This is a genomic window from Bacillus sp. XT-2 (assembly GCF_025696525.1).
GTDB lineage: Bacteria > Bacillota > Bacilli > Bacillales > Bacillaceae > Bacillus > Bacillus halotolerans.
Window position 1 is genome coordinate 560,893 of sequence record NZ_JAHVOC010000001.1, and the last position, 15,939, is coordinate 576,831.

Annotated in this window: 22 protein-coding genes, 1 tRNA gene and 1 pseudogene; 19 read left to right on the forward strand and 5 right to left on the reverse strand. The window is 40.9% G+C overall.

All coding sequences use genetic code 11. The features are described 5' to 3' along the window. Positions 1-67: 67 nt before the first annotated feature. From KXD37_RS03005 to KXD37_RS03015, 3 genes are all read left to right on the forward strand, one after another. Positions 68-1,198, forward strand: coding sequence for a M14 family metallocarboxypeptidase (locus KXD37_RS03005; protein WP_188323814.1), 1,131 nt, complete (start codon positions 68-70; stop codon positions 1,196-1,198). A 67-nt stretch (positions 1,199-1,265) separates the two neighbouring features. Then, positions 1,266-2,324: a hypothetical protein gene (locus tag KXD37_RS03010; RefSeq protein ID WP_188323134.1), complete on the forward strand. Its 1,059-nt coding sequence runs from the start codon at positions 1,266-1,268 to the stop codon at positions 2,322-2,324. Positions 2,325-2,327: 3 nt separating this feature from the next. After that, the gene (locus KXD37_RS03015; protein ID WP_010334936.1) at positions 2,328-2,642 is read left to right on the forward strand and encodes an MTH1187 family thiamine-binding protein; all 315 of its coding nucleotides are present in this window, start codon (positions 2,328-2,330) and stop codon (positions 2,640-2,642) included. A 32-nt stretch (positions 2,643-2,674) separates the two neighbouring features. Here the strand turns inward: KXD37_RS03015 and KXD37_RS03020 are convergent, their stop codons facing one another. After that, a complete protein-coding gene (locus KXD37_RS03020) occupies positions 2,675-2,848 on the reverse strand; it encodes a DUF2759 domain-containing protein (protein ID WP_010334935.1) in 174 nt (57 codons plus the stop codon). A 156-nt stretch (positions 2,849-3,004) separates the two neighbouring features. On the opposite strand from KXD37_RS03020, the gene KXD37_RS03025 reads away from it, so the two are divergent. Further along, positions 3,005-3,640, forward strand: a complete 636-nt coding sequence (locus KXD37_RS03025) for an MBL fold metallo-hydrolase (RefSeq protein WP_024122052.1) — start codon at positions 3,005-3,007, stop codon at positions 3,638-3,640. 39 nt (positions 3,641-3,679) lie between these two features. Here the strand turns inward: KXD37_RS03025 and KXD37_RS03030 are convergent, their stop codons facing one another. After that, on the reverse strand, positions 3,680-3,925 hold the full coding sequence (locus KXD37_RS03030; RefSeq protein ID WP_003226300.1) for a DUF2626 domain-containing protein: 246 nt from the start codon (positions 3,923-3,925) through the stop codon (positions 3,680-3,682). Positions 3,926-4,158: 233 nt separating this feature from the next. Between KXD37_RS03030 and mgsR the strand changes: the two genes are divergently transcribed. Continuing rightward, the gene (gene mgsR / locus KXD37_RS03035) at positions 4,159-4,539 is read left to right on the forward strand and encodes a transcriptional regulator MgsR (protein WP_026014741.1); all 381 of its coding nucleotides are present in this window, start codon (positions 4,159-4,161) and stop codon (positions 4,537-4,539) included. A gap of 65 nt (positions 4,540-4,604) precedes the next feature. Here the strand turns inward: mgsR and KXD37_RS03040 are convergent. Further along, positions 4,605-4,675: transfer RNA gene (locus tag KXD37_RS03040), tRNA-Gln, on the reverse strand. 96 nt (positions 4,676-4,771) lie between these two features. On the opposite strand from KXD37_RS03040, the gene KXD37_RS03045 reads away from it, so the two are divergent. Next, positions 4,772-5,611, forward strand: coding sequence for an STAS domain-containing protein (locus KXD37_RS03045; protein WP_024122051.1), 840 nt, complete (start codon positions 4,772-4,774; stop codon positions 5,609-5,611). Between the two features lie 79 nt (positions 5,612-5,690). Here the strand turns inward: KXD37_RS03045 and KXD37_RS03050 are convergent. Continuing rightward, positions 5,691-7,020: pseudogene (locus KXD37_RS03050) on the reverse strand (hemolysin family protein). 143 nt (positions 7,021-7,163) lie between these two features. Between KXD37_RS03050 and KXD37_RS03055 the strand changes: the two are divergent. From KXD37_RS03055 to KXD37_RS03100, 10 genes are all read left to right on the forward strand, one after another. Further along, entirely contained in the window at positions 7,164-8,117 is a 954-nt protein-coding gene (locus tag KXD37_RS03055) for a magnesium transporter CorA family protein (protein ID WP_255003483.1), read from the forward strand. Positions 8,118-8,179: 62 nt separating this feature from the next. Further along, entirely contained in the window at positions 8,180-8,590 is a 411-nt protein-coding gene (locus KXD37_RS03060; protein WP_106020097.1) for a CBS domain-containing protein, read from the forward strand. Positions 8,591-8,910: 320 nt separating this feature from the next. After that, a complete protein-coding gene (gene comGA / locus KXD37_RS03065; protein ID WP_095713275.1) occupies positions 8,911-9,981 on the forward strand; it encodes a competence protein ComGA in 1,071 nt (356 codons plus the stop codon). Then, complete coding sequence (comGB, locus tag KXD37_RS03070; protein ID WP_106020096.1) at positions 9,968-11,005, forward strand: competence type IV pilus assembly protein ComGB; 1,038 nt, start codon at positions 9,968-9,970, stop codon at positions 11,003-11,005. The genes comGA and comGB overlap by 14 nt, the downstream gene beginning before the upstream one ends. 13 nt (positions 11,006-11,018) lie before the next feature. Continuing rightward, entirely contained in the window at positions 11,019-11,315 is a 297-nt protein-coding gene (gene comGC / locus KXD37_RS03075) for a competence type IV pilus major pilin ComGC (RefSeq protein WP_010334925.1), read from the forward strand. After that, the gene (gene comGD / locus KXD37_RS03080; protein ID WP_255003480.1) at positions 11,305-11,736 is read left to right on the forward strand and encodes a competence type IV pilus minor pilin ComGD; all 432 of its coding nucleotides are present in this window, start codon (positions 11,305-11,307) and stop codon (positions 11,734-11,736) included. The genes comGC and comGD overlap by 11 nt, the downstream gene beginning before the upstream one ends. Next, positions 11,720-12,067 (forward strand): competence type IV pilus minor pilin ComGE, encoded by a 348-nt coding sequence (gene comGE, locus KXD37_RS03085; protein WP_106020095.1) that lies wholly within the window; start codon positions 11,720-11,722, stop codon positions 12,065-12,067. Before comGD ends, comGE begins: the two co-directional genes overlap by 17 nt. Before the next feature lie 25 nt (positions 12,068-12,092). After that, positions 12,093-12,476 (forward strand): competence type IV pilus minor pilin ComGF, encoded by a 384-nt coding sequence (comGF, locus tag KXD37_RS03090; protein ID WP_038954226.1) that lies wholly within the window; start codon positions 12,093-12,095, stop codon positions 12,474-12,476. After that, positions 12,477-12,851 carry a competence type IV pilus minor pilin ComGG gene (gene comGG / locus KXD37_RS03095; RefSeq protein WP_106020094.1) on the forward strand — a complete coding sequence of 125 codons (375 nt, stop codon included), beginning with the start codon at positions 12,477-12,479 and terminating at the stop codon, positions 12,849-12,851. It begins immediately after the preceding gene. Positions 12,852-12,922: 71 nt separating this feature from the next. Next, positions 12,923-13,102 (forward strand): YqzE family protein, encoded by a 180-nt coding sequence (locus KXD37_RS03100; protein ID WP_003236949.1) that lies wholly within the window; start codon positions 12,923-12,925, stop codon positions 13,100-13,102. Positions 13,103-13,144: 42 nt separating this feature from the next. Here the strand turns inward: KXD37_RS03100 and KXD37_RS03105 are convergent, their stop codons facing one another. Then, entirely contained in the window at positions 13,145-13,468 is a 324-nt protein-coding gene (locus KXD37_RS03105; protein ID WP_024122040.1) for a YqzG/YhdC family protein, read from the reverse strand. Between the two features lie 277 nt (positions 13,469-13,745). Between KXD37_RS03105 and tapA the strand changes: the two genes are divergently transcribed. The 3 genes from tapA to tasA all read left to right on the forward strand — a co-directional run bounded on the left by tapA (position 13,746) and on the right by tasA (position 15,913). Then, entirely contained in the window at positions 13,746-14,507 is a 762-nt protein-coding gene (gene tapA / locus KXD37_RS03110; protein ID WP_106020093.1) for an amyloid fiber anchoring/assembly protein TapA, read from the forward strand. Continuing rightward, a complete protein-coding gene (gene sipW / locus KXD37_RS03115) occupies positions 14,479-15,063 on the forward strand; it encodes a signal peptidase I SipW (RefSeq protein ID WP_105955579.1) in 585 nt (194 codons plus the stop codon). The genes tapA and sipW overlap by 29 nt, the downstream gene beginning before the upstream one ends. Before the next feature lie 64 nt (positions 15,064-15,127). Then, entirely contained in the window at positions 15,128-15,913 is a 786-nt protein-coding gene (gene tasA / locus KXD37_RS03120) for a biofilm matrix protein TasA (protein ID WP_106020091.1), read from the forward strand. Positions 15,914-15,939: the final 26 nt, after the last annotated feature.

Below are 15,939 nucleotides of genomic sequence, written 5' to 3' on the forward strand. Positions count from 1 at the left end.
CGTATCAAAAAATGGGGAGGCTTTCTTTTTTAAAAAACGCCGTCATATAGTAACAAAAAGGGGGATGATGATGGCGTTTATTACGATAAAACCTGAGATCAAATACAATTTGGCTTTATTGGCAAGAGAACTGAAGATAGATGAGACATTGCTTAGAAGTGCCAATCAAACAGCACAGAAACATCAATTGTACTGTCCGGGTTATAAGATTGAAGAAAGCACTGATAAGGAGCTTCAATCCATTCAGGAAGTAAAGCGCTTTTTACACCCGCTGCAGCTGCAGCCTGCTGATGACTGGCTGGAGCAAGAAAAAATCTATGACTTTCTTGCTGCCGAAGAGGAAATTAAAAAAATAATCAATGTGTTTCCGTTTGTTTCATGCCGGGAAATCGGACGTTCCGTTTTGGGCAGGCCGATCTGGGAGCTGGCAGTTGGGGGAGAGCATACCTCCAAAAAAGTTCACATGAATGCATCGTTTCATGCAAATGAGTGGATTACCACGTCTGTACTGCTGAAGTGGCTGAAGGAATATTGCCTTTCTTTATGTCATAATACGAATTTCTTTGGTTTTACTCCTTTGGAGCTGTTCAGCCGAACCTCTCTGTCTCTTGTTCCTCTTGTGAATCCGGATGGCGTTGATCTTGTCTTACACGGATCAGCGGGCATGGGAGACAGGAGAGATGAACTTGATAGACTAAACTGCCATCGTCCGAATTTTAATGAATGGAAAGCAAATATTAACGGAGTTGATTTAAATAAACAATTCCCGTCTTTATGGGAAATTGAAAAATACCGCAAACCAAAAACGCCCAGCTACCGAGATTTTCCCGGAACTTCTCCGCTCACAGAGCCGGAATCCATTGCGATGCAGCAGCTGATAACAGCGGATCCGCCTGACAGGCTGGTGGCCCTTCACACTCAAGGAGAAGAAATCTATTGGGGATATAAAGGCCTTGAGCCCGAAGAATCGGCTGCAGTAATAAAGGATTTTGAGACGATAAGCGGAAACATTTATAAAGGAGTCAAGGATATTGACAGCTATGCGGGATTTCGCGACTGGTTTATTCATCACTATTTTAAGGAAGGTTATACGGTGGAGCTTGGAAAAGGCCAAAATCCCTTGCCGTTTGAGCAGTTTTCACATATTTTTCAGGCGACAAGCGGGATCTTATGGAGGTCGTTATTTTTTCTTGAATAACTGAAACTTTTTCTTTTTCGTGCCGTATCAAATATGGGACAATAAATATGATCGGAGGGGGAGGCTGATGAGATCAGTTTGTTTGATTCTGCTGTCAGCATTGCTAGTTTGTTTATCGGCATGCGAACCATCTCATCAGCAGCAAAAACAGGCAGCGATGGCAAAAAGTGAGGAAAAAGAGATTGTTCCGCTGCCAGCAGGAAAAGCGGACGGAGCGGAAGGCTGGCTCAATAACAACACCATTCTGTATACAGCCTCAGATCCGACAAAAACAGAGCTTCTTGCATATCAAATCTTTAATGGCAAAACGAAAAAGCTCTATCAGACGGATGGTCAAATCGTTGATGTTCAAATCAATCCCAAGAAACAGATGATTCTGCTGCAGATCACGCATAGCCAACAGACAGCAGTAGTTTTGCTGAATCAAAAAGGGGAGAAGCTGTACCAGAAAGAATACGAAACGTACGAGCTGGAGGCAGCATGGAATCAGTATAATCCGTATCAAATGATGGTCACGGTATTCACTGAAAACTGGGACTTCAATACATATCACGTGGATGCCAAAAAAGACAAGTCTGCTTTAAGTCGAATACAGGTACCGTTTGTCCATTGGACCTCAAAAGACACATTTGACTATCTAAAAGAGGGAAGAAACGATAAAGAAGGCCCTTTGTATACGTATGATATTACTTCTGAAAAGGAGAAAAAGCTGGAGGAGGATGTCCTTTACTTTGATTCTTTTCATAATATGAACTTTACCGTCAAAGCAGATTCCGGAGAGAACGGCTTGTATAAATTTACATCACCGCAATTGAATGGTGAAGCAGTTACAGCAGAATGGCCGCTCCAAACCAAATATACAAGTCTGGCTCCGATGGAGTATGATTTTGATGAGGCTGGCGGTCTGTTTTACACGTTTAAAGAAAGCGGGGACGCATATAAGCTGTCAGCGATCGATATGAAATCGGGAAAGGCGCAGGATATTCTTACCTTGCCTGAAATGGAGCCGATCCAAGTATCCCCGAATGGAAAATATGCGTTGTACGGTTTTCATTTTGAGCGCATAATTTCATTAATATCACATGAAATGAAGCCAATCATCATTGATAAAAAGGAGATGGAATAATTAATGGCTATCGCAGATGTAACCATTATCCCAATCGGAACAGAAACACCTAGTGTGAGCGCCTACGTGGCGGATGTGCAGAAAATTTTAGAGGGCTACAAGGCAGAAGGGAAAATCAAATATCAGCTGACACCAATGAACACACTGATTGAAGGCGAACTCAGCGACCTTTTTACTGTGATTCAGGCGATTCACGAAGCGCCGTTCCAAAAAGGGCTTCACAGAGTGGCGACCAACATTCGCATCGATGACAGACGGGACAAAAAAACGACGCTTGAAAGTAAAATAGAAAGCGTGAATAAACATTTACAGCAATAAAAAATAAACCTGTATCCCATTGGATACAGGTTTTAATGTGCAGTAGGATAACCGCTGTTTATCACCGTCATCACTGTAAACCAGCCAAACACACACAAGGTGGCTCCGGCTAATAAAAATCCAAGTATATTTTTGTTTTTCACAGAACGCAAGACTCCCCATAAAGCGAAAAGAGCGACAAGGCCGAAAATCACGACAAGTAACATTACGCAGCCCCCTTTACATTGAAAAACCTGCAATTCTTTCCATTTTTATTCTACCCGTTTTCAGTGTGTTTGTCGATAGCGTTTTCATAGCGATTGTTTGAATCTTTTTTCAAAAACCCTCATAATAGGAGCATAAAAAGGAAAGAGGTGAGAAAAGTGAAATGGAGAAGAATGCCTGTAGGACCGATTCAAGCGAATGCATATTTTTTAATCAGTGATGATCAATGCCTGATTTTTGATCCGGGCGGCGAAGGAGATAAAATCAACCAATACATAAAAGAAAAAGGATTAACGCCTTTAGCCATTTTACTGACACACGCCCATTTTGACCATATTGGGGCGCTGGATGACGTGAGAGACAGATGGGATATTCCTGTCTATCTGCATCAAAATGAAAAGAATTGGCTTACAGATGCCTCATTAAACGGCTCAGGAATGCTGAGAGGGATAGAAGTGACAGCTAAGCCGGCAGATCATTTGATTGAAGGGGACGGTGAGCTGAATATTGGGCCTTTCCATCTGGAGACGCTATTTACACCGGGACATTCCCCGGGAAGCGTTTCATATTACGTGAAGGATGCCGACCTGGTGATTTCCGGTGATGTCCTGTTTCAAGGCGGGATAGGCCGTACAGATTTACATGGAGGCGACCAAGAAACGCTGCTGACGTCTATCCATGAAAAATTGCTTACGCTGCCGGAGCACACATTGGTGTTAAGCGGACATGGCCCTGAAACTGACGTGCAGACTGAGCAGGATCAAAATCCGTTTTTAAATGGTTTTTCATTATAGAAAAAGAGACAAACCGATGAGGTTTGTCTCTTTTTGGCTTTAATGTCCTCCGCCGCCTGGTACCATAATAAAAATGGAATAGTATGTGAAGCCGGCAAAGAAGATGGTTAAATAAGCGCCAAAGATATAAATGTACATCCGTTCTGTTAAATTCAAATACGATAGAAACACAAATAAGATCGTCTGTCCAAAAAATAAAAGGGAAGCATCTTTCATATCACCTAAATAAAACATGACTGCAAATATTCCCGTCCAAAATCCTAACACCCGGAACATGCGATTCATTTTTTATCCCCTCCCGAGAGTCCCTCTGACTGTTATTATAATAGATCACGGACAAAAATGTAAACATTTTCATTATTAATATGAAAAATGGTATTTAACCCTTTGATTGCGTTTTCTATTATATGTGCGGTTTTTTAGAAATAACCCGAAAAAAAGTTCAATAAATGGTTTAAAGAAAAATTGTTACGGGTAGTTATTCTACAAAGAGATGGTTAACTGGAGGAGGAAAAAACATAATGGAACAATTAACTTTTTACTCATACCCAAGCTGCACGTCATGCCGAAAAACAAAACATTGGCTCAAAGCGCACCAGATTGAATTTAACGAACGGCACTTATTCAGAGAAACTCCAACGATGGATGAATTAAAGTATATTTTATCTTTAACGACAGAAGGAATTGACGAAATTTTAGCAACAAGAAGCCAAACCTTCAAAAATTTAAATTTAAACATTGAAGATATGACTGTAAACGAAGTGCTGGAACTTTTAATTGAGAAACCGAAGCTTTTGCGCCGTCCGATTCTCGTGGACAATAGGAAGCTTGTTATCGGATACAATCCGGGAGAACTGTTAAAGTTATCGAAGAAGAAAACGGTTCATCAATCTGCATGATGAAAAACCGAAGATCCGCTGATTTGCTTGAATCAGCTTATCTTCGGTTTTTCACGGTTCAGAAACTGGGCTAGCTGGATTCGAACCAACGATCACGGAGTCAAAGTCCATTGCCTTACCGCTTGGCTATAGCCCATTGAATATAAAAATAGTATGTGTAACGTGAGACAAGTTATACATATCAATCATACACTTTTTGAAAGATAAACTTCACAGGAGGTAACCGATTGAAATGAAAGCTCTAGAACAGTATTTAACAGAGCACAAAGAAGACATTACACTCCAATGGCTGGAAACATGCACGTTAAAAGGAAGTTTGCTGTATTCTGCAAAAGATCAGCAAAAATTAGAACGAAAATTAAAAGAGCAGCATGAATCATTGGTAGCCATTGTAGCAAAATCCATTAGAAAAGAAGAGGTGAAGGATCAGCTTAACCAATGGTCACTTCAATGTGCCAGAGACCGTGCTGTTCATGAAGTGACCGTGACGGAAAGTGTCAGTCAGTTTAACGCTTTCAGGCACATCATGTGGCAATGGATTCAAGACTTCAGCGAAGCCGCTTCTTCCCAAGAAATCGGCATTCAGGAGATATTTGAGTGGAGCAAGATTTTGAATCAAACGATTGATGAGATTATCGAGGTATTTACAGAAGAATATCATCAGGTCACGGTGATCCAATTAAATGCGCAAAAAGAAATGATCAATGAATTGAGCGCACCGATTATGCCGATTTCTAAAGAGATTGGGATTCTTCCTCTTGTTGGTGAAATTGACACGTACAGAGCGAGAACCATTTTGGAATCCGTTTTGGCCCAATGCTCGGCGTTAAAGCTTTCATATTTATTTTTAGATATATCCGGTGTTCCCATCGTCGATACGATGGTTGCCTATCAAATCTTTAAAGTGATTGACAGCACCAAACTGCTGGGCATTGAGACGATTATTTCAGGAATCAGGCCTGAAATCGCCCAGACTGTTGTGAAGCTCGGATTAGATTTTTCGAATGTGAAAACAGAGCAAAGTCTTGCTAAAGCTTTAGCCAACAAAGGATTTAAGATAGAAGAATCTTAAGATGTCCCTTAAGGGATGTATTTTTTTGAAGTACGTTCAACAATGAAGAGAAGCAACAGCTGAACAGCCTGTGCTAGGGCTATTCAGCTTTTTTTACTTCGATAAACAAAATATGGTGACTGTCGATGTCTTTTACCTTGAATGAGTAGCCGTCATATTCAATGACACTTTCAGGCTCGGCGTCTATGTTTTGTGTGAGAAACCAGCCTCCGAGCGTATCGACTTCAGCATCTGATAAATCAGTTCCAAGCAGGTTATTCACGTCACTGATTAATAACTTCGCATTTAATAAATAATGATCTTTTCCCAGCTCACGAACATGAGGCACTTCATCTGCATCAAATTCATCGCGTATTTCTCCTACAATTTCTTCAATAATATCCTCGACGGTGATCAATCCTGAAGTTCCGCCATACTCATCAATAAGAATCGCCATATGAGTGCGTTCCTTTTGCATTTTGATGAGTAATTTGTAAATCGGAATGGTCTCAATGACATGAATGACGGGCTGTATGAAGGGTTCAATTTTGTGCTTCTGAAAAGAAAAATCTTTCGTCAGCAATGAAAACAGCACTTCTTTCATATTGATCACGCCGATGACGTTATCTTTATCTTCCTTTACAACAGGGTAACGGGTATATTTGGTCTGCTTAACCGTTTCCCGCATGCTTGGAATCGAGTCATCCTCAATAGACAAACTGACCATTTCGTTTCGCGGGACCATAATTTCCTTTGCCATTCGTTTATCAAATGTAAAGATATTATTCATATATTTTAATTCGCTTTTTCTGATTTCTCCGCTTTTATAGCTTTCGGTTAACAGTACTCTAAGCTCTTCCTCCGTATAAGCCAGTTCATGCTCTGATGCCGGCTTCAGCCCAAAAAGTCCTGTGATCATTCTGGCAGACTGGTTAAGGAGCCAAATGAACGGAAACATGATTTTATAAAACCAGATTAATGGTTTCGCGAGCATCAGCGTAATGCTTTCTGCTTTTTGAATCGCGAAGCTCTTCGGTGCCAGTTCCCCGATGACGACATTTAAATACGTGACCACTAAAAAGGCGATAATAAGGGAAAGAAGATGGGTAAGCGACTCGTTTAAACCTGCCTTATGAAAGAGCGGACGAAGCAGAGTCTGTACAGTCGGTTCACCCAGCCAGCCGAGTCCTAAAGCTGCGACCGTGATGCCCAGCTGGCAGGCTGATAAATATTCGTCAAGATGTGTGACCACATGTTTTGCCGCTTTAGCGCCTTTTTTGCCTTTTGCGACAAGCTGATCAATTCTGGATCGCCTGACTTTTACGATCGAAAATTCTACGGCGACAAAAAATCCCGTTAACAAAATTAAAAACACGACTGCTAATAAATTGATAAATTCCAAAATAAACTGCCTTCTCCAAGGAAGGCATGCACCTCCCTTTCCGATGTCTTTCTACATTCCATACCACCGGCAAAAGCTCACAAAACATGTGATGAAGTGCCTAAATGGTTTAGGAATGCTTCTCCTTGGGCAATTAAAGAACAAAAGAATAAAAGTCTGGAGGATCGTAACATGAAGGTACATACAGGTGGGGATTGGTTTTGGTACCAAATGGGGCCTCAGGAAAGAGATAAGGCAAGAGATCTGATCCATTTTTCTCATTGGCCGCAATGTGAAAAGTGGTTCGAAAATAATCATCATATTAACTTTTTGCGCGTGGATACAACAGAAGCTGAGAATGAAGCGGTATTTGGCTCGATCGTATATGATCAGGGGCTTGGCGAGGAAAAAGACCATACCGTTTTTCATTTCTATATTACTAGGCAATATTTTTTCACAATTAACTTTGATTTTGCGATTTTGGAGGGGATTAAGGGAAAACAAGTTGTCCAGCAAATGGAGAGAGCGGATAGTACCATGGAGGGATTTTTGATCCTTCTCGGCGAGTTAATGAATGCGTATTTAATCGGTGTAGATGAATTTGAAGTAAAGCTGAGAAAGCTCAGATGGCAAATCAAAGACGACAATAGCAAAAGCATTTTAAACCGTGTTCATCTCCTGCACCATGAGCTGATGGTCTGGAAAAACTTAATCCTAAGCGCTAAAAAAATTGAAATGGCATTGAAAGAAACCTTTTTGCTCCAAAATGATAGTAAAAAGGTTTATCAGCGGATACAACTCAAAATTGACAGGGGGTTTACATACATCAGCGAATTTGAAGGGGAGCTTAATAGTCTGTTGCATTCAGAGGAAGTCATTACCTCTCACAGGGGAAATGAAATATTCAAAGCGCTGACCATTTTCACGACGCTTTTTACGCCGGTTACAGCACTCGGTGCCCTCTGGGGGATGAACTTTTCCGTGATGCCTGAGCTGAATTGGAAATACGGTTATGTCTTTTCTCTCTTATTGATTATCACTTCTACAGTCTTAATCTACCTATATTTGAAGAAGAAAGGCTGGACGGGAGATATGCTGCAGGAACGGAAGCATAAAAAGAAATCTCGAAAACGGCGGATCCTGTAGAATGTTTCATTTTTTGTGCAGCGGATAAAGAATAAATAGAACACGGTAAAGGAGGAATTGAAATGAAAGTAAGAGATATCATGACTGCGAATGTAGAATGCTGTGAGCCAACCGCATCAGTCACTGAACTAGCCAAAAAGATGAAAGACTCCAATGTCGGTTCTATTCCAATTTGTGAAAGCGGCAGACTTCAAGGCATCGTTTCTGATCGGGACATTGTCACCAGAAGCTTAGCTGAAGATCAAATAGAAGCGAAAGCAAGTGATATCATGAGCACCGAAATCATTTCCGGTCATCCTGATATGTCTGCTGATGAAGCGAGTCAGCTCATGGCAGAGCATCAAATCCGCCGTTTACCGATTCTTGAAAATGAACGTTTAACGGGTATTGTTGCGCTAGGCGACCTTTCCGTTAAGAAAGACACAGACCAGAAAGCCGGAAAAGCATTAAGTGAAATTTCTAAATCAGCATAACAAACAGTTTGGAAGAGGTAACTGCCTCTTCCTTTTTATTTTGTATACAATAAACTGATTCGCCAATTTTAGAAAGCATCAAACTCCGATTTATAAATCCCTCTTTGGGTGCCAGAGCCGGACTGCGTACATCTGTCCATCAATCTCTTTTCAAATCCTTATTAAAATTGAAAATGATGTGATACATATAGCTGAATTTCTATTTTTGGTAGGGGCGAAATGTTTTTTAGGTTGTAAATACATCAGAAAATCACATTTTCTTTGTTTGATTACCATGTCTTCTTTTTCTACAATACGCTTTGAAAGGAGAGGGAATCAAATTGGATTCGATAGAAAAAATAAGCAAAACTTTAATTGAAGAGGCATATAGGACGAAGGCCTCTGACATTCACATTGTGCCGAGGGAACGGGACGCAATCATTCATTTTCGGGTTGACCATGCATTGCTGAAAAAGCGAAACATGAAAAAAGAAGAGTGTGTAAGACTCATTTCTCATTTTAAGTTTCTCTCAGCTATGGACATAGGGGAAAGAAGAAAGCCGCAAAATGGATCTCTTACTCTAAAATTAAAAGAGGGTGACGTTCACTTAAGGATGTCAACGCTCCCGACAATTAACGAAGAAAGCCTCGTCATCAGAGTGATGCCTCAGTATAATATCCCTTCGATTGACAAACTGTCTTTATTCCCAAAGACAGGAGCCACCTTGCTATCATTTTTAAAACACTCCCACGGCATGCTGATTTTTACCGGACCAACAGGCTCTGGGAAAACAACAACATTATATTCTCTGATCCAATATGCAAAAAAACATTTTAATCGAAACATTGTCACACTTGAAGATCCAGTGGAAACGAGGGATGAAGATGTTCTTCAAGTGCAGGTGAATGAAAAAGCCGGTGTCACATATTCCACAGGGCTGAAGGCTATTTTGCGCCATGACCCCGATATGATCATCTTAGGTGAGATTAGAGACGCTGAAACAGCCCAAATTGCGGTGCGGGCAGCGATGACTGGTCATTTAGTGCTGACGAGCCTTCATACGAGAGATGCGAAGGGCGCGATTTACAGGCTGCTTGAATTTGGCATTAATATGAATGAAATCGAGCAAACGGTTATTGCGATAGCGGCTCAGCGTTTAGTTGATTTGGCTTGCCCGTTTTGTGAAGACGGATGTTCATCAGTGTATTGCCGCCTGTCACGAAATGTCAGGAGAGCAAGCGTATACGAGCTGCTTTACGGGAAAAACCTTCAGCAGTGTATCCAGGAAGCGAAAGGGGACAATGCAAATTACCAATATCAAACGCTGCGTCAAATTATAAGAAAAGGGATTGCGCTCGGCTATTTAACGACAAACAACTATGACCGGTGGGTTTATCATGAAACAGATTAGAAAAGTTTGGCCGTTAAAGGATCAAGCCTATTTACTGAAAAGGCTGGGTGAAATGACAGCGGGCGGATACAGTCTTTTAGACGGATTGCGCCTGATGCAGCTGCAAATGAATAAAAGGCAGCTGGCGGACTTGGCTAACGCAATAAGCCGGTTGAGAGAAGGGGAATCGTTTTACCATGTATTAAAGAGCTTGTCATTTCATAAGGAAGCCGTCGGTATTTGTTATTTTGCTGAAACACATGGGGAATTGCCGGCTTCCATGATTCAGAGCGGAGAGCTGCTGGAACGAAAAGCAGGTCAGGCAGAACAGATAAAAAGGGTGTTGCGATATCCTTTTTTCCTCATCTTTACCGTTGGTGTCATGCTTTATATGCTGCAATACATCATCATCCCTCAGTTTTCCGGTATTTATCAATCGATGAATGTAGAAACGTCACGCACAACAGACATCATTTTTGCGTTTTTTCAGCACCTTGATGCTGTGTTCATATTAATGGCCATTTTGGCTGCAGGAATAGGTCTTTATTATTGGTTTGTGTTCAAGAAAAAATCCCCTGACCATCAAATGCTCATTTGCGTAAGCATTCCTTTGTTTGGAAAGCTGGTCAGGCTGTTTAACAGCTACTTTTTTTCTTTACAGCTGAGCAGTCTGCTAGCATCAGGTCTTTCTATTTATGACAGTTTGAAAGCATTTAGGCAGCAAACGTTTCTCCCTTTTTACCGCCATGAAGCTGAACAAATGATTGAACGGTTAAAAGCCGGTGAAACCATTGAAGCTGCTTTATACAAACGGCCTTTTTACGAAAATGATTTTTCAAAAGTGATTTCTCATGGCCAGCTAAGCGGCCGCTTGGATCGGGAACTCTTCACATACAGCCAGTTTATATTGCAGCGGCTTGAGGACAAGTCACAAAAATGGACAGGCATTCTTCAGCCCATTATTTACGGATTTGTCGCAGGGATGATTTTAATTGTTTATCTATCGATGCTCCTGCCTATGTATCAGATGATGAATCAAATGTGAAAGGAAGAGGCGGATGAATGAGAAAGGGTTTACACTTGTGGAAATGCTGATCGTGCTCTTTATTATTTCTATTTTGCTATTGATCACCATACCGAATGTAACAAAACATAATCAAACCATTCAGAAAAAGGGCTGTGAAGGCCTGCAAAACATGATAAAGGCGCAGGTAACGGCATATGAACTCGATCATGACGGGAAGACACCAAGCCTCGGCGATTTACAGGCAGAAGGTTATGTGAAAAAAGATGCGGTTTGTCCAAATGGAAAGCAAATTATCATTACCGGCGGGGAGGTTAAGGTTGAACATTAAATTAAAAGGGGAAGCTGGATTCACCCTTTTAGAAAGCCTGCTTGTTTTAAGCCTCGCCTCTATTATGCTGATTGCGGTGTTTACCACGCTTCCTCCTATTTATGAAAATACAGCATTACGGCAGACAGTATCCCAGCTGAAAAACGATATTTTACTTGCACAGCAGACCGCAATTTCCAATCATCAAAGAACAAAAATTCTTTTTCAAGAGAAAAAATATCAATTAATCATAGGTGACACTGTTATAGACCGTACTTATCATAACGGGCTTTCGGCAGAGTTACTGACATTAAAAGACCGCTTGGAATTTAACGAGAAAGGGCACCCGAATATAGGCGGGAAAATCCGTATAAAAGGACGTGCCGCCTATGACATAACAGTTTATTTAGGGAGCGGAAGAGTGAATGTGGAGAGAAAATAAAGGCTTTTCTACAATTGAAACAATGGCTGCCCTCAGCATATGGCTGTTTATGCTTCTGACGATCGTGCCGTTGTGGAACAAGCTGATAGCTGATGAACATATAGCGGAGTCGCGAGAAATGGGTTATCAGCTTGTTAATGAAAGCATAGGCAAATATATGCTGACAGGAGCAGGAGATTCGTCACAAACTGTTTCGATGAACAATAGCAAATACTCGATGACATGGGAGGAGGAGGGAGAGTATCAAAACGTATGCATCACATCAGACGCCTATAAAGACAAGCCATTTTGCCTCAGCATTTTGCGGACAGACTGGCTATACGCTTCTTAATGTATTATTTTCGCTCTCTGCTTATTTGCTCATATCAGGATCGTTAGCGATATTCTTTCATCTATTTTTGTCACGTCAACAGGAGAATGAGGGCTTCATGCAGCGGGAATGGGTCATTTCGGTAGAGCAGATCATGAATGAGTGCAAGCAGTCGCAGACAGTGCAGACAGATGAGCATGGCAGCGTCTTAATCTGCAGAAATCTGTCAGGGCAAGAGGTCCGTTTTGAAATCTACCATTCAATGATCAGAAAAAGAGTAGACGGAAAAGGGCATGTTCCGATTCTTGATCATATTAAAACAATGAAAGCCGGGGTTAAAAACGGGATGCTTTGGCTGAAAGTCAAGAATGAGAATGATAAAGAGTATCAAACCGCTTTTCCGGTATATACGTCGTTAGGAGGTGGGTGAATGTACTACTCAAAAGGGTTTATCTATCCGGCCGTTCTTTTTACATTTGCCCTTGTGATGCTGATTGTGAATTTCACCGCCCCTCAATTTGTTTCACGCCATATGTTTGAGCAGGAAACAAAAGAGTATTACACAGGAGAAAATCTGCTGCAAAATGGCGCGCTTCTATCCATCAGGCATATACTTGAGCACAGACCAGGCCGAAAGGGTTCACAGCAGTTTCAATATGGACATGTATCTTATGACATTCGCAAAACAACCATAAAAGAACAGCAAGAAATCACTCTTAAAGCCATCACAGAGTCGGGAACAGAAAAAAGCGCTCAGCTGCTGTTCGATCAAAATCAGAAAAAACTGCTGAGCTGGACAGAATAAACCAGCGGTATGTGTATAAAAAAAGTCGTGTGAGCCAACACTTCATAATAACTGAATGATGAGGTGATCACGTGAAAACGAATGATTATGTCAAATATATGACTCAGCAATTTGTGAAATATATAGACACTCCGAAAGATGAGCGAAAAGAACGAAAAGAGGTTCGAAAAGAAACAAAAACGCCTGCTTCTCAGCATTGGTTCGGTATTTTACCTTATGGTTTTAGGCTATGGCTGAAAAGAAAAAAATAAATTGTACCAATATGACGAACAAGGTCCTTCACATGGAGGACCTTATTGATATTCTTCTAAAATTGCAATTTTATTCACCTTTTGACTATGAGGATCGAAAGAAATTGTGACAAACACGCCGAATTCCTTTGAGCCTTCTCTCAGGGTTAAATGATATTGCTTCACAGCTTCGTCTTTTCTTTTGCGGTCCCAAACTTTTTGTTTAACCAGTACCTGTGCGAGAGGGTACCTTTTTTTTGCTTCTTTTACAGCAAGCTCTTCCCATTTTGACATGTGGCGGGCGGTTACAAGCGGCCCTTCTTCTGCTTGAGCGGCACTGGTGCCGAAACCGAGAAGAGACAGACAAATCACACATTGTTTGATCATAAGCCGTCACCCTTTCTTTGTTGTTTATTATTGCCAAATGTTAACCGGATATGCGTTTAATTTCTCACATAACAATCCCAAAAAAATTCTAAAAGTTTAAAAAGGTGAGCAATATTGAGTAAGACTATGCAATATGATGAAAACATTCTTTTAAACGAACAAAATGGCGGATTTTGGTGTTTTTAAATCCTTCGATCCTTAATTATACTCAGTTTGTGTGGTTCTTAAAAAAGAACGATTGTCACGTCAAGTTACAGTGTTTTACAGGGGGTAAGGTATGTTTCGATTGTTCCGCAATCAGCATAAGGCTAAGACAAAATTAAGAGTGCTGCTTGTTTTTCAGCTTTCAGCCATATTCAGTCTGACAGCCGCTATATGCTTACAATTTACCGGAGATACAAGCGCTGCTTTTTATGATATTGAAAACTTTGATGTTTCGCTTCAAACGTGTGAGAACTTTCAGCATACAGATAAAAACTGTCATTACGATAAACGGTGGGACCAAAGTGATTTACACGTGGTGAATCAAACAGATACAAAAGGTACTGTCTGTTCCCCTGTTCGTCTATTTGCCGAGCTGGAAAACAGAGGCGAGAAACTTAAGAAATCGAAATGGAAGTGGGAGCTTCATAAACTGGCAAACACCCGCAAACCGCTAAAAGACGGGAACGTAATAGATAAAGGATACGTTTCCACCCAAATAGGCGAATCACTTTACAAAATTGAAACAAAGAAAAAAGTGAAATCCGGCATTTATGTGTTTAAAGTATATAAACCGGCCGGCTATCCGGCGGACGGAAGCAAGTCTGAGTGGTCGGATCCAATGACAATTGTGAAGTGTGACGAAAAACCGACGACACCGAAAAAGGAAAGTCAGCCGGCTGTGAAAAAACAGCACAATCAAGCAGACAGTGACAGAAAAGACAAAACAGATAAAGAAAAAACAGCTGACAAAGCCGTAACTGAAGACAAAGAAAATCAACCAGTTCAGAAGGAAAGCGGGGAAGAGGATGAAGAAAGCATTAAAGCTGATCAGTAATATCCTTTACGTAATCATCTTTACTCTGATTATTGTGTTAACGCTAGTTGTCATTTCAACACGTTCATCCGGGGGAGAGCCGGCAGTGTTCGGATACACGCTGAAATCAGTACTGTCCGGCTCAATGGACCCTGAATTTAAAACGGGCTCATTAATTCTTGTTAAAGAAATCACGGATGTGAAAAAGCTCCAAAAGGGCGACGTGATCACATTTATGCAGGATGCAGACACAGCGGTGACCCATAGAATTATTGATATGAAAAAGCAAGGCGATCATTTGTTATTCCAAACAAAAGGGGATAATAACGCCGCAGCTGATTCTGCGCCTGTGTCGGATGAAAATGTCCGCGCGCAATATACAGGTTTTCAGCTTCCTTATGCCGGCTACATGCTTCATTTTGCCAGTCAGCCGATCGGCACTGCTATTTTACTGATTGTTCCCGGCGTTATGCTGCTGATCTACTCCTTTGTGACAATCAGCAGTGCGATCAGGGAGATTGAAAGAAAGACGAAAGCCTTGGAAACAGAGACAAAGGACAATACGATGTCCACTTAACATCAGTTGTAAACCTGGCAACAGGTTTCGATAATATAATCATTCAATAAAAGGGGAGTTTACCATGGGTATGAAAAAGAAATTGAGTTTAGGAGTTGCATCAGCAGCACTAGGGTTAGCTTTAGTAGGAGGAGGAACATGGGCAGCATTTAACGACATTAAATCAACGGATGCTACTTTTGCATCAGGCACGCTTGATTTAGCAGCGAAAGAAAATTCAGCCAGTGTCAACTTATCAAATCTAAAGCCGGGAGATAAATTGACGAAAGATTTCCAATTCGAAAATAACGGCTCACTTGCGATCAAAGAGGTATTAATGGCGCTGAGTTATGGAGAATTTAAAGCAAACGGGGGAAGTAATACATCCCCAGAAGATTTTCTCAGCCAATTTGAGGTTACATTATTGACAGTCGGCAAAGAGGGAGGCAATGGCTATCCGAAAAACATCATTTTAGATGATGCCAACCTTAAAGACTTATATTTAATGTCTTCTAAGAATGATGTTGCGGCGACTGAAAAAATTAAAAAACAAATTGATCCTAAATTCTTAAACGCAAGCGGAAAAGTCAATATAGCGACAATTGACGGTAAAACCGCTCCTGAATATGACGGTGTTCCAAAAACGCCGACTGATTTTGACCAGGTTAAAATGGAAATTCAATTTAAAGACGATAAAACAAAAGATGAAAAGGGACAAATGGTTCAAAATAAATATCAAGGCAACTCATTACAGCTTCAATTCTCATTTGAAGCAACACAGTGGAATGGCTTGACAATCAAAAAGGAACATACTGATAAAGACGGTTATATTAAAGAAAATGAAAAAGCGCATAGCGAGGATAAACATTAATAGAAAAAAGAGGTGGCTCAGTACAT

What these genes read in the sequence shown, in the direction of transcription:
- KXD37_RS03005 (WP_188323814.1), top strand. Translation starts at nt 68, where the DNA reads ATGATGGCGTTTATTACGATAAAACCTGAGATCAAATACAATTTGGCT.
- KXD37_RS03010 (WP_188323134.1), top strand. Translation starts at nt 1,266, where the DNA reads ATGAGATCAGTTTGTTTGATTCTGCTGTCAGCATTGCTAGTTTGTTTA.
- KXD37_RS03015 (WP_010334936.1), top strand. Translation starts at nt 2,328, where the DNA reads ATGGCTATCGCAGATGTAACCATTATCCCAATCGGAACAGAAACACCT.
- KXD37_RS03020 (WP_010334935.1), bottom strand. Translation starts at nt 2,848, where the DNA reads ATGTTACTTGTCGTGATTTTCGGCCTTGTCGCTCTTTTCGCTTTATGG.
- KXD37_RS03030 (WP_003226300.1), bottom strand. Translation starts at nt 3,925, where the DNA reads ATGAATCGCATGTTCCGGGTGTTAGGATTTTGGACGGGAATATTTGCA.
- KXD37_RS03045 (WP_024122051.1), top strand. Translation starts at nt 4,772, where the DNA reads ATGAAAGCTCTAGAACAGTATTTAACAGAGCACAAAGAAGACATTACA.
- KXD37_RS03055 (WP_255003483.1), top strand. Translation starts at nt 7,164, where the DNA reads ATGAAGGTACATACAGGTGGGGATTGGTTTTGGTACCAAATGGGGCCT.
- KXD37_RS03060 (WP_106020097.1), top strand. Translation starts at nt 8,180, where the DNA reads ATGAAAGTAAGAGATATCATGACTGCGAATGTAGAATGCTGTGAGCCA.
- comGB (WP_106020096.1), top strand. Translation starts at nt 9,968, where the DNA reads ATGAAACAGATTAGAAAAGTTTGGCCGTTAAAGGATCAAGCCTATTTA.
- comGC (WP_010334925.1), top strand. Translation starts at nt 11,019, where the DNA reads ATGAATGAGAAAGGGTTTACACTTGTGGAAATGCTGATCGTGCTCTTT.
- comGE (WP_106020095.1), top strand. Translation starts at nt 11,720, where the DNA reads ATGTGGAGAGAAAATAAAGGCTTTTCTACAATTGAAACAATGGCTGCC.
- comGG (WP_106020094.1), top strand. Translation starts at nt 12,477, where the DNA reads ATGTACTACTCAAAAGGGTTTATCTATCCGGCCGTTCTTTTTACATTT.
- KXD37_RS03105 (WP_024122040.1), bottom strand. Translation starts at nt 13,468, where the DNA reads ATGATCAAACAATGTGTGATTTGTCTGTCTCTTCTCGGTTTCGGCACC.
- tapA (WP_106020093.1), top strand. Translation starts at nt 13,746, where the DNA reads ATGTTTCGATTGTTCCGCAATCAGCATAAGGCTAAGACAAAATTAAGA.
- sipW (WP_105955579.1), top strand. Translation starts at nt 14,479, where the DNA reads ATGAAGAAAGCATTAAAGCTGATCAGTAATATCCTTTACGTAATCATC.
- tasA (WP_106020091.1), top strand. Translation starts at nt 15,128, where the DNA reads ATGGGTATGAAAAAGAAATTGAGTTTAGGAGTTGCATCAGCAGCACTA.